The following is a 13,796-nucleotide window of genomic DNA, read 5'->3' on the forward strand; positions in this document are numbered from 1 at the left end:
TCAGGCCACCACCGGCGGGGTGGGCGCCGGGTTCCGCAGCTGCAGCCACTGGGCCCGGCCGAGTGCGCCGGCCGCGACGACCAACCGGCGGGGGCGCGGGACCGCGGCCCGGTGGCCGAAAACGTTGTACCCGGCCCGCTCGATGCGGTCGAGGATCTCCGCGTAGAGCCGGAAAGCGGTGGCCACGCACGCCCGCGACACCGGGTGCAGCATGGGGATCCCCGGCCGCGCCTGCTCGTAGAGCGTCCGGGTGACGGCGATCTGAGCCGCGAGCGCGTCGCGCACCCGCCGGTCCGCGACGCCGTGTTCGGCGCACCAGCCCAGCCGGTCGCGATCCACCCCGAACGCGGCGAGCTCGTCGGCCGGGAGGTAGACGCGGTCGCGGGCGAGGTCCTCGGCGACGTCGCGCAGGAAGTTCGTCAGCTGGAACGCCTTGCCCAGGGTCGCGGCGTGCGGGGCCGCCTCGTCGCGGCCGGTGACGGTGCCGAGCACGGGCAGCATCTGCAGTCCGATGACTTCGGCCGAGCCGTGCACGTAGTCGTCGAGCGCCGAGCGCCGCGGGTAGTCGGTCACGGTGAGGTCCATCCGCATCGACCGGAAGAAGGCGCGGAAGTGGCGGTCCGCGATGGCGTACCGCGCGGAGGTGTCGACGACGGAGGCGAGCAGCGGATCGTCGCTGTGGCCGGCGGCCAGCGCCGAGAAGAACCGCTGCTCGACCGCGTCGAGTTCGGCGGCGGTAGTGGCGGTAGTGGCGTCCGCGGCCGGCTCGTCGACGATGTCGTCCAGCCATCGCGCGAAGCCGTATAGGGCGTGCACGGCGGGGCGCTGGGGCGGAGACAGCAGCCTGGTCGCGAGGAAGTAGGTGCGGCCGTGGCGGGCGTTCAGCGTCCGGCACCGCTGGTAGGCCGACCGCAAGGCCGGGTCGTGGATGCCGGCGGCGTCGAGCTCCTTGCGGGTCATCGTGGGCCCTCCGTTCCGGTGCGAGACGGCGGCCCGGTGACGCGGTCGGCCGCCAGCCGCCCGGACAGCAGCACGGTCGGGACTCCGACGCCGGGTACCGTCCCGGCGCCCGCGAGTACCACGTTTTCCGCGCCACGCGGCAGGTTCCGCGGCCGGAACGGCCCGGTCTGGCCGAACGAATGCGCGTAGCTGAACGGCGTACCCGCGACCATGCCGCGGGCGGCCCAGTCCGCGGGGCTGATCACGTGCGAGGTCTCCGTTTCGAGCCCGGGCAGCAGGCGTTTGCGGACTTCGTCGAGCAGCGCCGTCGCGGCGGGTTCGGCTGCCCGGCTCCAGTCGATCGGTCCGCGTTCGAGGTTCGGGGCCGGCGCGAGGATCGAGAACAGGTGCCGGCCCGCCGGAGCGAGGTTCGGGTCGCTCACGGTGGGCCGGGTGATGAGCAGGGACGGGTCGGTCATCTGCCGTCCGTCGGTGATCAGCTCTGTGAAGGTCGAGGCCCAGGCCTCGCCGAAGGAGAGGGTGTGGTGCCCGACGTCGGGCCAATCGCCGTCCGTGCCCACGTGCACGACGAGGGCGGACGGCGCGGGGGAGAGCCGCCGTGGCCGCCGCGGAGCCCGGCCCAGCAGCCGGTAGCTCTCGGGCAGCTCGCCGGTGAGCACCAGGGCGTCGCAGGGGATCCGGTCCCCGGAGCCGGTCAGCACCGCCGACACCCGTTGGCCGCGTCGTTCCAGGACGTCAGCTCCGTCGCCGTAACAGAACTGCACACCGGCTGCCTCGGCGGCCGCGGCGAGCGTTCGGGGGAGCGCGGCGATGCCGCCTTCGGGGAAGTACACACCGCCGACGGTGTCCATATAAGGGATCACGGCGTAGAGGGCCAGCGCCCGCATCGGGGACTCACCCGCGTAAAGGGCCTGGAAGGTGAAGACGCGACGCAGCCGCTCGTCGCGGAGGAACGTCGAGATCTTCGGGTCGAGCCGGCGGAACCCGCCGAGCGCGGCCACGCGGGCCAGGTCACGGGAGACGAGGCCCAGCGGCGAATCGATGTTCGATGCGACCAACCGGTCGAACTCGGCGCGGTAGAGCCGCGTGAGCCACGTTCGCAACCGCCGGTATCCGGCGGCCTCGGCCGGCCCGGCGAAGGCGCGGACCGCGTCGGTCATCGCCTCGGCTCCGGAATGCACCGGCAACCGGCTCCCGTCGGCGAAACAGGCGGTGTAGGCGGGATCCAGCCGCCGCAGCGGCAGGTACTCGGCCATTTCGGCGCCAACCGCGGCAAAGGTGTCTCGCAGGATTGCGGGCATGGTCAGCACGGTGGGCCCGGTGTCGAGGTGGTAGCCGTCCAGCTCGAGCCGGCCGACGCGGCCACCCGGGCCGGGGCCGCGTTCGACGACCGTGACGCGCCGGCCGCGCCCGGCCAGGTGCAAGGCCGCGGAGAGCCCGGAAAGGCCGGCGCCGATGACGACAATCGCGTCCGTCCGGCCGGGTACTGTCCTCATTGGACACGCTCCGTGCTGCGGGCCGCGAGCGCGGCGAGGGTTTCGGTCATCCGGGCCGGCAGGTTCGCGCCGTCGATCGCGTCCAGGGCTCTCCGTACCTGCGAGTCGATGAGCTTTTCCAGCTGGTCCGGCGCGCCCGACGCCATGATGGCGTCGCGCAACGCGGCCACGGTTTCGTCGTCGACGGCATCGCGGTCCAGGAGGCGCCGGAGTTCTCGCCGCAGGGTGGCGTCGGCCATCGTGATCGCGAGCGCGACGACGCTCGAGGCTTTCCGGTCGCGCAGGTCCTGCCCCGTGGGCTTGCCGGTCACCGCCGGGTCGCCGAAGACACCCAGGACATCGTCCCGGAACTGGAACGCCTCGCCGACCAGACCGCCGTACTCCCCGAGAGCCCGCGAAACCCGGCTGTCACACCCGGCCAGCGCTGCGCCGAGCTCCAGCGGGCGGCGGACGGTGTAGTTGCCGGATTTGCGGCGGAGCACGTCCAGGACCGACTCCCAGCTCGGCCGGATCCGGGCGTCGTTCACCAGGTCGGCGAGCTGCCCGGTGGCCAGTTCCGAGCGCATGGCGTCGTAGTGCGGCCACCCGCGCGCCAGCGTGGCGGCCGGGAGGCCGCTTTCGCGGAGCATCTGCTCCGACCAGACGAGGAACAGGTCGCCCGACAGGATCGCCGCGGACTGGCCGAACCGGTCCGACGAACCGCGCCAGCCCCGCTCCCGGTGCCAGCGGGCGAACTGCGTGTGGAGGGCCGGCTTGCCGCGGCGCAGTTCGGAGGCGTCCATGACGTCGTCCTGGGCCAGAGCGAAGCAGTGCAGCAGTTCGAGGCCGGCGACCGCGCGTACCGCGGCGGCGTCCTCCGGTGCGCCACAGCACCAGCCGACGTAGGCGAACATCGGCCGCAGGAACTTGCCGCCGCGGACGAACTCCGGCAGGGCGGTCACGGCGAGCGCGCCTTCACCTCGCCCGCCGAACTGCTCGGCGCAGCGTGCGGCGACGAACTCGTCGACGTGGCCGGCCAGTTCCCCGCCGAGCGCGGTCAGCCAGTCGCTGCGGCCGGTCGCCGGGGTGAGATCCGCTGTCGTTGTCGCCATCAGGTTTTCCTTCCCGTTGCCTGCTTCGCGTCCGGCTTGTCCGCAGGAGGCTCTGGCGGCCCGGTTACCCCGCGTCAAACCGGGTACGCCGGTCCGGTGACTTTCAAAGAGCAGCTCGACCGGCGGTGGCCGGCAGACTGGCCGATCCAGCCGTTCGGTGAACCGCGATGGGCCCGCCAACGGCCGACGTACGGTGAATGCAGTCCGGCGGTGATCGAAGCCGCCGTCAAACGGGCCGAGGCCCGCCCGTCGGGGAACTGGTACGTGCTGGCGGCGGGCCGCCAGATCCGGTCGGACCGACCCTTCGGCCGGACCATCGGCGGGCAGGAGCTGGTCGCGTGGCGCACGCGGTCCGGCGACCTGCGCGTCGGCCCCGGCGCGTGCCCGCACCTGGGCGCGCCGCTGGCCGAAGCCCGGCTCGACTGCGACGAGCTGGTGTGCCGCTGGCACGGTCTGCGGGTGGGCGCGCCGCGGCGCGCGGGGTGGTTGCCGGCGCCGTCCTTCGACGACGGGGTGCTGGTCTGGGTGCGGCTGGACCGGCTCGGCGGCGAACCTCCGACCGCCCGGCCCACTGTGCCGGATCGTCCAGAGCCCGGCGGGAGCGTCGACGCGGTCGCGACGGTGACCGGTGTGTGCGAGCCGGCCGACATCGTGGCGAACCGGCTCGATCCCTGGCACGGCGCGTGGTTCCACCCGTACTCGTTCGCGCGGCTCGAAGTGCTGGAGGCTCCCGCGGCGGTGGACGTCGCCGAGGAAGATGACCGGTTCCTCGTCGAGGTGACCTTTCGGCTGGCCGGGCGGTGGGGAGTGCCGGTGGTGGCCGAGTTCGTCTGTCCCGGGCCGCGCACGGTCGTGATGCGCATCGTCGAGGGCGAGGGGAGAGGCAGCGTGGTCGAGACCCACGCCACCCCGCTGGGCACGGGGGTGGACGGACGTCCCAGGACAGCCGTCGTCGAAGCGGTCGTCGCGGTATCCGAGCGGGCCGGCTTCGAGGTCGCACGCAAGGCCGCCGGCGTGCTCCGCCCGCTGATGCGCCGGACCGCGGTGCGGCTCTGGCGAGACGACCTCGCCTACACCGAGCGCCGTTACCACCTGCGGGCGACCGCCCGTTGACGAAGTTCGCCCGGTCGGGTGTATAAGCCGCGCCGCGACGGGTACCACCAGATCGCGCCTGCTGTCACTCCGTACCGGGCGCGGCCGGGGCGCCGCATTGAGGGCTTGCGCCCCGCCCTCTGGGCGCGACGGCGTGGCTCTGCGGTGGATCCCGGCAAGACACCGCTCCGGCGCACTCCGTACCGGAGGAATGTCCATGGCGGGTGGTGCAAGCCTGTTCATGGGTGTGGCGAGCGGGCGGAAACGGAATCCGGCGATGATGAGCGGATGGGCCGGGCCGATCAGCACGGAGAAGTGACTGTGGGGCCGGTGGGCGTAAGTCGTTACGATCGCCGTCTGCACGGCGACATCGATGCGGCCGTGTCGTCCGCAGGTCCAGTGGACGATTCGCGCGGTCGCGGCAGAGTCTCCGATGTCCGCGGCGATGACGTCCACACCGGATGCCTCTGCGGACCGGCAGGCCACTTTGGATGCCTCGAGCGCGTCTTCACCGGACGCGAGCCTGGCCCCGCTGCCGGCGCCGACGATCAGCACGCCTCGCCCTGTCATGGGCTGAGCACAACCTCGACGCGGCGGTCGTGTTTGCTTCGAGAACTCGGGGCGATGCAGAGGTTCCCTCGCCTGGCCAACGCCGTGATGGTGACTCCTTGGGTTTCGATCGACAACCCTGGAGATCGCGTCGGCGGGGTCGGGGCCACGTGGTCTCGAGCGCGGTGACTGGTCCACCGCTGAACTGCGATTACCCCGGGTCCAAAGGGCCAAACCTGTGCACGGAGCAGTCGCCACTGCAGTGACCCCGATCCGAGCAGATCAGGCAGCCGTGGCGCCACGCTCCCCGTCGCCACCACCCCGAGCGCGCAGACCACCACGACGACCACGCCGCCGACCGTCAGCATCACCCGCAAAGGATGGTGTCGCGCGAAGAAAAATGCCGAACTCGGCGTAGTCCTGTCGACCCGCCTGCATCGCCCGCTGCTTCTCGTGTTCTTCGGGGGCGAAAATCGGGTACCTCGCCGGGACAACCGAGTCCGAAGGCGGGGAGGCGCGACTGGCCGATCTTGATCATGTCCGGCACACGCGCCGAGCCGATCGCAATGTGGCCCGGACGGCCGGGCCGGTGAAAGGTCGGATGCGCCATGAACAGCGATGAACCCTGGGCACGGCGCGGCGTGCGCAGCGCTGAGGAGGTCCGTGTGGCGGTGCCTTACGGGCTGCGGGTCGGGGCTGCCGTCTTCGGACGCCTGCTGGTCGTCGCCGGTGGTCTGGCGCTGATCGGGTACGTCGCGGTGAAACTGGCTGCGGTGCTGGTACCGGTCGCGGTGGCGCTGTTGCTCGCCGGTCTGCTGGCACCGACGGTGTCCTGGCTGGCGAGGAAGAAGGTACCTCGGGGGCTGGCCGCCGCACTGGTGCTGGTCGGCGGCCTGGCCGTGGTGGGCGGCGTGGTCACCTTCGTGGTCATCACCGTCACCGCGGGGATGCCCGAGCTGATCAACCAGGTCGTGCGGACCGTGGACGAGTTGCGCACCTGGTTGCGCACGGGCCCGCTGCACGTGAGCCAGGGCCAGATCGACAGCATGCTCGCCCAGCTGACCACCACACTGAGCGAGAACCAGTCGGCCATCGCCTCCGGCGCGCTGTCCACCGCCGTCACAGTCGGTGAGCTGGTCACCGAGTTCCTGCTGATGGTGTTCTGCTTGATCTTCTTCCTCGCCCAGGGCGAGAAGATCTGGACGTTCCTGCTCGGTGCCGTCCCCGTCCGGGTGCGGCATGGGGTGGACCGAGCCGGGCGTGCCGGGTTCACCACACTGGCCGGCTACATTCGCGGCACCGCCGCAGTCGCTGTCGTGGACGCCGTCGGTGTCGGGGTCGGCCTGCTCATCGTCGGTGTGCCGCTGGCCGCTCCTCTGGCCGCGTTGGTGTTCCTCGGCGCATTCATCCCGGTAGTCGGCTCCGTGGTCGCCGGCGCGGTCGCAGTGCTCGTGGCGCTGGTGACCGGCGGGGTAGTCCCGGCCATCATCGTGCTCGCCATCGTGATCGGTGTGATGCAGCTGGAAAGCCATGTGCTGCAGCCATTTCTGCTCGGCCGTGTCGTTCGCCTGCACCCCCTGGCCGTGGTCCTGGCCCTGGCCACCGGCCTCGTCACCGCCGGCATCGTGGGTGCCCTGCTTGCGGTGCCGCTGCTCGCGGTGCTCAGCTCGGCCGTACGAAACTTCGCCGCCGCACCGCCGGATGAGCCCCTGGCCGCGGCGACGGATGCCGAAGCACCGCCAACGAAGACTCTTCGGCGCATCCGATGGCGCAGGAGATAGGTCGAGGCTGTCGCCTTCGACCCCGTCGGGTCCGGGAACTCCCGGGCCCTGGGTGGCGCGCTGGTGACAGGCCACTGTGTGGCCGGGACGGTGGCATGTCCGCAGGTGGCCTCGCGGTCAAGCAGGGGCCGCGGGGCCACCTCGCGATTGCGCGGGCACGGTAGCGAGGAACTCGTCGAGGAACGCTCGTGCGACGTCGCGGAGCTTGACGTTGGTGTCCTGCGACAGCGTCACGAGCACGTCAAACGCCTCCTGCGGGCCGCAGCGGCGTTGGGCCATCAGCACGCCTTTGGCTTGCTCGATCACACAGCGGGTCTGCAGTGCTTCGCGTAGCTGCTGGTTCTCCTCGGTGAGCGCCGCCGCGGCGTCAACGCCGTCGGTCGTATGCCGGGGAGCCGGCGCTGACCAGCTCGTCCGCGAAGGTCGAGAGAGATCGGAGGCCCGCGGAGCGAGGGGAGCAACCATGTCGTTGGTGGACGCGCAGACTGAGCGAATGTACCCCGCCGGATGGTGGGGTGAAACCGACGTTCCCGCTGGTGGAGGGGCGGATATTCAGCCCGAGGAATGGTGCGAGGGGGTGACCCGTGAGCTTCTGCGAGGCCGGCCAGCGGAAGACCAAGGTCACGGGCAACCAGCAGGCAACGCGCACCGACGACTCGCGACCCTCGGTGGCGGAGGAGGGATGCCGGACCGCGCTGGCGCGCCTACGCCCGTGGGAAATCACCTCGATGGCCGAGCGCGAGCTCGGCGGGGCAGGGCTGCCGGGTGCTGCCGGTGCGCGTGCGGCACGACATCGGCGAGAGCTCGCGCAGCTGCGAAGTCGACGCCTTGCAGATCACGCTCCGGCCCGGTTTGTCCCTGCAAGTCTGGCACCCCGGCAAGTTGATCATTGACCATTGGACGTTGGTCAATCCGCGCCGGCGACGTCGATGGTGTCGACATTCCGGAACTTCTGGTCATCGGGGTCCAGCCGGCGGTGCTTGGCCAAGATGCTCTGCGCGGTGACGCGCGCTTGCCTTTCCTCGGGGTAGTCCTCGCCCTTGTCCACTGGCATCCGGAGGTAGGCGCGGATGACGTTGATGATGGTTGAGGTTGGCCGGGGTTGTCCTGGCCAAGGCGTTCGAGGGCGCAAGACGTTCCTGGTGTGCTTTGGTGCCGGCCGTGACCTGCAGCTGAAGTTCGATGGCGCGGTTGTCTCTGCCGAGGTTCCAAGGCTGCCGACCAGCCGCGTCAGAAGCCGGCTGGAGCCTCAGCAGATCACCGACACGCTCCAGGACCTGTGTTCCAGCCTGTTACGGCGCGATCGCGATCCGCGCACACGCCGCCGCAGTCTTCAGACCGCAGACGAGTCCCCTCCGGCTTTGGCTGCGCTCCCGCGTCGCGCACGCGCGCGACGTCATCTCGATCTCGTCGGCCTGCCCGACGACATCGATTCGTCACCGAGGCGTGTCCGCATCGGCCGAGACCGCTCAGCCCGCCGATTCCTTCTCCTCCCGGCAAGGCTGAGCGGTCTCTTCGGTTTACAGCGACCGGAACAAGTGGCTGGCGTTGTTGTTCAGAAGCTCGGGCACGAAGTTGCCCCAAGTGCCGGGATAGTAGGTCATTTCGGCGCCGCCGTACCCGCTGTTGTAGTACACCGTGACCTTGTACTTGGTTCGGTTCCACGCGGAGATGGCGTTGTTCTTGACACAGGTGCCGATTCCCCGGCCGCTTCCCTTGAACTCGTAGCAGGTCGGCTGCGAGTCGCCGTAGTTCGAGATCGAGCCGGTGAAGTCCGACAACGACTCCGTCCGCTCGTTCCCCCAGTAGAGGCAGAATTCGCCCGCGTCACAATGCCCGTCACGAGCCGCCGCATGAGCAGTGCTGACTGCTGTGGCCGCGAGAACGACGCTGGCCCCGACGGCCACCGAGGCCCGAGCCAGGACCTTTCCGATGTTCCTCAACAGAACCTCTCCCCTGTTCGCTGAAATGTCCCCTGACACTGGGATACATACCTGCATTTTTGCGCAGTAAAGGCTGATTCGGGGAGGATTGATCTAAAGCAACCTGATCGGCCGTACTCCGGTGCATCCTCGGCCCCACCTCAGAACCTGAAGGAGTACGACCCCGAGTGGGCGTGGGCCTGGGCCAACGACACAGCCAAGGCCGGCGGCGATCACGCCGACATGCTGGCCCAGGTCAGGGTTCCGGTGCTGACCCATCACTTCCACAGGGACCGACCCCGGACACCGCGCTTGATGACCGACCTCCCGGCCCAGCAGGCACGCCGCCTGCTGGAATCCACCGGCCAGCCCTCAGCCGCATCTACTTCCACGGCTGGCTCAACGGCGGACAGCGCGGCCCGCGGCTTGTACGACCTACCCGCCACGTTCCGCGGAGACGTACCCCAGCTCGGGTGACCCGTGGCTCACCCGCCACCTGGTGTGCGGCGCGGAAGGGCGGGGATCCGGACGAGCGGCGCAGGACGGACGCAGACGCTGAAGATCGCCACGCATCAGGTGGTACGGCTCATCCGGCCTGATCGCGTCCCGCCGTCGTCGTGGGGCGCCGGAGAATGGGTTCGACCGGATCGTCGGAGTGCGTGGCCGGGCCGACGACCGTGTGAATCGCGGTTGGCTGGATTCGAATGACCTTCTCGGGTGGCAAGCCAACTCGCCGAGCGACCGCCTGACCACGTGAATCACGCGCCCTCGTCGACGCTCAGGGATCGCGTCAATAGGGACCGATGGACCGCCACCCTCGCCCGGCCGAGCACACGGCCACTGGCTGAGCGGGCGGCCGTGTGCAGGAGCTCCGCCCTCGCCTTGCCGGTCGAATGGCCTCAGGTGACGGCCGGGCCCGATTCCGAGCTGCCGGAGAGCTCTTGGGTGAATTCGTGACACTGCTTGGCCCGCGCCGAGTCTTCCGCCATCACGGTGCGGAAGAAATCGGCGATGTCCTGCTTGCCCGCGTTGTCCGCGTCCCTTTTGTACTGGCCGTAGTCATGCCCCGCCTTCAGGGCGTGGTACTGCACAGACACCAGGTCGTAGGTGACGTCGTCGAATCCGGTTTCGCCGGTGGCCATGATGTCTCCTCTCTGGGACTGGGGCGCGCGGCGGCTGCCACCGCTGTGTAGGCGGGGTACCCGCGCCATCGCGTCGACACAGTCGGGGTCGCTTCACCGATTGATCGGAGTGGAGGCAAGTTCCGGCTGCCACCACGGGTGGGCCGCTTCTTCTGAGGGCTTCGGCGACATTTTCGCGGGTACCTCTGCCCGTGTTCGCAGCTCGTTGTGGAGGCGGTGCGCGACTCGGACCGGGGCCGGGCGGACCGGTTCCGGCCACGCGGCAACGATCACAGGCGGTTCGTCGCTCTTGGGTTCGAGCGCGAGCCGCCAGCCGTCGTCACTGCTCCACACGAGCATCAGCAGCCGCCGGGGCCACGCACACGACGTGTCGGCGAGCGCGATGTATGCGGTCGACGGCGTGCCGCACTCGCACAGCACCGCAGTCGCTTCCACTCCTACCTGCTCGGCGACCGACTCTACGTAGTGACGCAGCAGGAGCTCTTCTCGATACTCCGGTCTCACCGGTCACCACCACCTTCACCGGAGTCTGCCCCCCCGGAGGGGCGCACCGTGGGCTGGCTGGATTCCCGCAGCCGGAGGCGTGAAACCAACCCGTTTTGTGGCCGACCCGGCGTCCGCGGTGACATCGCTGGCGCCGACCGCGGCGAATCGACGTTTGCGGGCACTCGGGCGCGGCCATCCTGGCGGGACGAGAACCCGGGCTACCCGCGCGTGGTGCGGAGGACGAGGAGGGCACGATGGCAGTGAGGCTGGGATTTCCCGTGGTCGGCGTCACCGATCTGTCTCGTGCCAGTGCTTTCTGGAGCGCCGCGCTCGGGCTCGAAGTCTCGCCCGAGTGGAATAGCGGAAACTGGCGCACCCTTCGGCACCGGGGCGGGGGAGACCGGGTGTTGGGCTTGATGCGGAGTTCCTCACCGGTCGAGCGGCGACCCCGGTTGCATCTTGATCGCTTCGTGGACGCAGCCGAAGAGCAACGGTCCGAGGTCGAACGCTTGGTCGCGCTGGGTGCCCAGCAGGTCGCCTGGGACAGCTACCCGCCGACTCCCGACTTCGTGGTACTCGCCGACCCCGAGGGGAACGTGTTCTGCGTCGTAGACCTCAGCCACGCGCCCTCGGGCAGCGGGGGTTCGTGAACGAGCGCCACGTGCTGTGCACACCGTCGATCCGTAACCTCGTGAATCCGCGTCACTGACGACCCCGCCGCCGCGGTGGGAAGAATCGGCGACGTCGTCGCCGTCGCGCGGCCGCTCCTGTGCTGTCGTTCACCTTCCGAGCACGGCTCGGATGGCGTCACGTGCCCGGTCGATGATCGCGGCGGGTGGTCCCAGTAGGAGGTTGGCCTTCGCGCTCTCTGCACCGGGGTGCGGCCGGGTCGGCGCCACGGCCTCGGCGACCCGTACGGTCGCCGCCATCGCCCGCAGCCGCTCCGGCGGCCGGTGGGCACGCAGCATCGGAAACTCCTCGCGTTCTTCGTGTTCGGCGTGTGCGAACACGTCGTCTCGGAGCTGGACCAGCAATGTGTCGAATCCGTCGGCGTCCGGACCCATTTTGTCCAAAGTGGTCAGTAGTTCCTTGGCGCGGTGCTCCTCACCTAGCCGTGCTTCGACCACGGGCTCGGCCGCCGGTTCGAGGTCGCGGATCTCCGGGTGCACGACTTCTTCCTCCGCCGTCTCGTGCACCGCCAGTAGCCGTACGAGGCTGCGGAACACTTTCCGCCGTTGGTCGTCCTCCGCACTTTCCAGCTGGGTGAACAGCTCGCGGATCTCCCGGTGCTGCCGCTGCAGCAGCTCGATGACGTCCTCGTTGTTCTCCACCGTGAAATCTCCTTCATGTCGACTGCGGGCTTCCCCTCCACACCGGTCGCTGTCGCCGCAGTGTGGGAAACGCCGGCGCGTGATGGCTAGCCGGCGCCGGGCCCGTCGGTGGCATGCGTTATGGGGACACTGTGTGCTTCGCGCCCGGTGAGCAGGCCGAGGGCGATCATGCCGATGCCGAGACCCAGGTGCAGCCAGTTGTCCGCGTTGTTGAACGGGACGAAGTTGGCGTCGCTGCCGTGGTCGATGAGCAGGCCGTAGAGCCACAGCACGAGGTAGACGACTCCGCCGATGAGGAGGTACAGGCGAGCCGCGCGTGAGGTGCGGGCGCACGCCAGGCCGACGACGCCGAAGAGCAGATGCACGATGTTGTGCAGGGTGGAGACCATGAACACGCCGAAGAGCATGGCCATCGAGCCGTGCCCCGCGAAGCCCATCTGGTCGTAGTCGGTCGTGACGCCCGGGATGAACCCGAGCACACCGACCAGCAGGAATACGCCCGCGACGATGCCGGCGGCCAGCTGGGCGGACGAGCGTCCGGTGGAAGTGGGTGAAGGTGTGCGTGTCGACATGACTTTCTCCTCCTTGTCAGGAATGTGCCTCGAACGGGGTCGGCGGCGCGGGTCTACTGCTGGAAGTCGATGCGGTCGATCTTGCGGTGGTAGCGCATCCCGGCCAGACCACCGAGGATGGCTCCGATGAGCGCGGCGGCCAGGGCGACGAGCGCGGTGATGATGCCGGCGACGGTCAGGGTGCCTTCGTTGATCGGGAGCCGGGGCAGTCCGTTGAGGCGGGCCAGGATGTTGAACTGGCTGCCGCCGACCGCGGCCAGGATCGCGACGACGGCCGCGATGACGATCGACCACACCCATACGGCGATGCCTTGCTTGACCCCGTTGAAGCGAGCCATTCTTCCGGCGACGTAGCCGCCGCAGTAGTAGCCGATCAGGAGGACGACCAGCACGACGATCGCGGAGACGACCGTGGCGGTCTGCACGGCGGCGGGATTCTGCGCGGCTTGGCTGACCTGGTCGGCCGCTTGCCCCGCGTCACCGGGGTTGGTGGCCAGGCCGAACGCGGTCCCGGCCGCGGCGGCGGCGATTGCGGTCAGGATCAGCGCGGTGCCGGTGGCGGTGAGCCATCCGAAGAACGCGGCGCCCCACTTGATCCCACTGAAGCGCTCCCGCTGCCGCTCCATCACTTCACCGCGACCCAGGCCTTCCTCCTGCCGTGCCACGGGCGGCGGCGCCTCTGCGACGGACGGCGTGTTCTGCGGGGGTGACGTGACCTGCGGGGGTGACGTGACCTGCGTGGTGTTGGCGGGTGGCGCGGCGCCGGGGTCGAGGCGCCCCTGGCGGGAGCCTTCGGGGTCCGTGCTCATGGTGATCTCCTTCGGTTCGTTGTCGTTCCCGCAATGAGGCGACCTCGCGGTGGAGCCATGGCCGCAGCCATACTCGCTTCGCGGATGCGGTGCTGTGGATCAGCGGGCAGGACACTTTGGTCGCGTCTCAGTGGCGTCGACCACGAGGTGTCACGGCCGGTTACGCGTGCCCGGTGGCGGGCGTTGGCGGTGACTGGGCGGGAGGTGCGCTCTGTTCTTGGCCGCCCGTCTTCTGTTCGGCCTTGTGCTTGGTGTCCGCGGCGTCCTGGGCGGCGCGCTGTTTGCCGATCGCCACGTCGGACTTGATGGTGTCGTTCTGTTCCCTGGCCTTTTCGTATCCGGAATTGACCAGTTTCGCGGCGGCGTCGCGGCCGCCGATGCCGAAGGCCAGTGCCGCGGCGAGTGATGCGGCGCCGACCAGGGCGACATAGGTGATCGTGACGATCACCGGCGAGATGCCCAGCTGGGTGAGGATCATGAACACGGCGATGCCCATGATCATGGCCGGGACGAGGGTGCGGACGATCTTGCCCGTCGGGGTGTCGCCCATGGTGCGGTGCACCAG

14 protein-coding genes and 1 pseudogene are annotated in these 13,796 nt (G+C 69.7%); 3 read left to right on the plus strand and 12 right to left on the minus strand.

Annotation, left to right across the window (positions count from 1 at the left end; all coding sequences use genetic code 11):
• The 3 genes from AB0K15_RS40655 to AB0K15_RS40665 are packed head-to-tail and all read right to left on the minus strand — an operon-like array spanning position 1 to position 3,547.
• Positions 1-960, minus strand: coding sequence for a phytoene/squalene synthase family protein (locus AB0K15_RS40655; protein WP_364063641.1), 960 nt, complete (start codon positions 958-960; stop codon positions 1-3).
• On the minus strand, positions 957-2,456 hold the full coding sequence (gene crtI, locus AB0K15_RS40660) for a phytoene desaturase family protein (protein WP_364063644.1): 1,500 nt from the start codon (positions 2,454-2,456) through the stop codon (positions 957-959). The genes AB0K15_RS40655 and crtI overlap by 4 nt, the downstream gene beginning before the upstream one ends.
• Positions 2,453-3,547 carry a polyprenyl synthetase family protein gene (locus AB0K15_RS40665; protein ID WP_364063652.1) on the minus strand — a complete coding sequence of 365 codons (1,095 nt, stop codon included), beginning with the start codon at positions 3,545-3,547 and terminating at the stop codon, positions 2,453-2,455. Before AB0K15_RS40665 ends, crtI begins: the two co-directional genes overlap by 4 nt.
• Before the next feature lie 96 nt (positions 3,548-3,643).
• Here AB0K15_RS40665 and AB0K15_RS40670 point away from each other — a divergent pair, with 96 nt between their 5' ends.
• The gene (locus AB0K15_RS40670; RefSeq protein ID WP_364063655.1) at positions 3,644-4,660 is read left to right on the plus strand and encodes a DUF5914 domain-containing protein; all 1,017 of its coding nucleotides are present in this window, start codon (positions 3,644-3,646) and stop codon (positions 4,658-4,660) included.
• Positions 4,661-5,853: 1,193 nt separating this feature from the next.
• Entirely contained in the window at positions 5,854-6,969 is a 1,116-nt protein-coding gene (locus AB0K15_RS40675) for an AI-2E family transporter (protein WP_364063659.1), read from the plus strand.
• Between the two features lie 117 nt (positions 6,970-7,086).
• Here the strand turns inward: AB0K15_RS40675 and AB0K15_RS40680 are convergent, their stop codons facing one another.
• The 5 genes from AB0K15_RS40680 to AB0K15_RS40700 all read right to left on the minus strand — a co-directional run bounded on the left by AB0K15_RS40680 (position 7,087) and on the right by AB0K15_RS40700 (position 10,537).
• The gene (locus tag AB0K15_RS40680) at positions 7,087-7,434 is read right to left on the minus strand and encodes an ANTAR domain-containing protein (RefSeq protein WP_364063662.1); all 348 of its coding nucleotides are present in this window, start codon (positions 7,432-7,434) and stop codon (positions 7,087-7,089) included.
• 442 nt (positions 7,435-7,876) lie between these two features.
• Positions 7,877-8,023 carry a hypothetical protein gene (locus tag AB0K15_RS40685; protein ID WP_364063666.1) on the minus strand — a complete coding sequence of 49 codons (147 nt, stop codon included), beginning with the start codon at positions 8,021-8,023 and terminating at the stop codon, positions 7,877-7,879.
• A 466-nt stretch (positions 8,024-8,489) separates the two neighbouring features.
• On the minus strand, positions 8,490-8,912 hold the full coding sequence (locus AB0K15_RS40690; RefSeq protein WP_364063668.1) for a peptidase inhibitor family I36 protein: 423 nt from the start codon (positions 8,910-8,912) through the stop codon (positions 8,490-8,492).
• An 878-nt stretch (positions 8,913-9,790) separates the two neighbouring features.
• Positions 9,791-10,033, minus strand: coding sequence for an acyl carrier protein (locus AB0K15_RS40695; RefSeq protein WP_364063673.1), 243 nt, complete (start codon positions 10,031-10,033; stop codon positions 9,791-9,793).
• A gap of 93 nt (positions 10,034-10,126) precedes the next feature.
• Positions 10,127-10,537, minus strand: coding sequence for a DUF6292 family protein (locus tag AB0K15_RS40700; protein WP_364063676.1), 411 nt, complete (start codon positions 10,535-10,537; stop codon positions 10,127-10,129).
• 236 nt (positions 10,538-10,773) lie between these two features.
• On the opposite strand from AB0K15_RS40700, the gene AB0K15_RS40705 reads away from it, so the two are divergent.
• Positions 10,774-11,169 (plus strand): VOC family protein, encoded by a 396-nt coding sequence (locus tag AB0K15_RS40705; RefSeq protein WP_364063681.1) that lies wholly within the window; start codon positions 10,774-10,776, stop codon positions 11,167-11,169.
• Between the two features lie 129 nt (positions 11,170-11,298).
• Here the strand turns inward: AB0K15_RS40705 and AB0K15_RS40710 are convergent, their stop codons facing one another.
• The 4 genes and pseudogenes from AB0K15_RS40710 to AB0K15_RS40725 form a co-directional block, all read right to left on the minus strand.
• A complete protein-coding gene (locus AB0K15_RS40710) occupies positions 11,299-11,850 on the minus strand; it encodes a hemerythrin domain-containing protein (RefSeq protein ID WP_364063684.1) in 552 nt (183 codons plus the stop codon).
• Between the two features lie 86 nt (positions 11,851-11,936).
• Complete coding sequence (locus AB0K15_RS40715; protein WP_364063689.1) at positions 11,937-12,422, minus strand: DUF4383 domain-containing protein; 486 nt, start codon at positions 12,420-12,422, stop codon at positions 11,937-11,939.
• 53 nt (positions 12,423-12,475) lie between these two features.
• Positions 12,476-13,231: a hypothetical protein gene (locus tag AB0K15_RS40720; protein ID WP_364063692.1), complete on the minus strand. Its 756-nt coding sequence runs from the start codon at positions 13,229-13,231 to the stop codon at positions 12,476-12,478.
• A gap of 160 nt (positions 13,232-13,391) precedes the next feature.
• A pseudogene (locus AB0K15_RS40725) lies at positions 13,392-13,796 on the minus strand (hypothetical protein); the annotation flags it as partial.

The sequence above is a fragment of the Amycolatopsis sp. NPDC049253 genome (genome assembly GCF_040678995.1).
Classification (GTDB): Bacteria; Actinomycetota; Actinomycetes; order Mycobacteriales; family Pseudonocardiaceae; genus Amycolatopsis.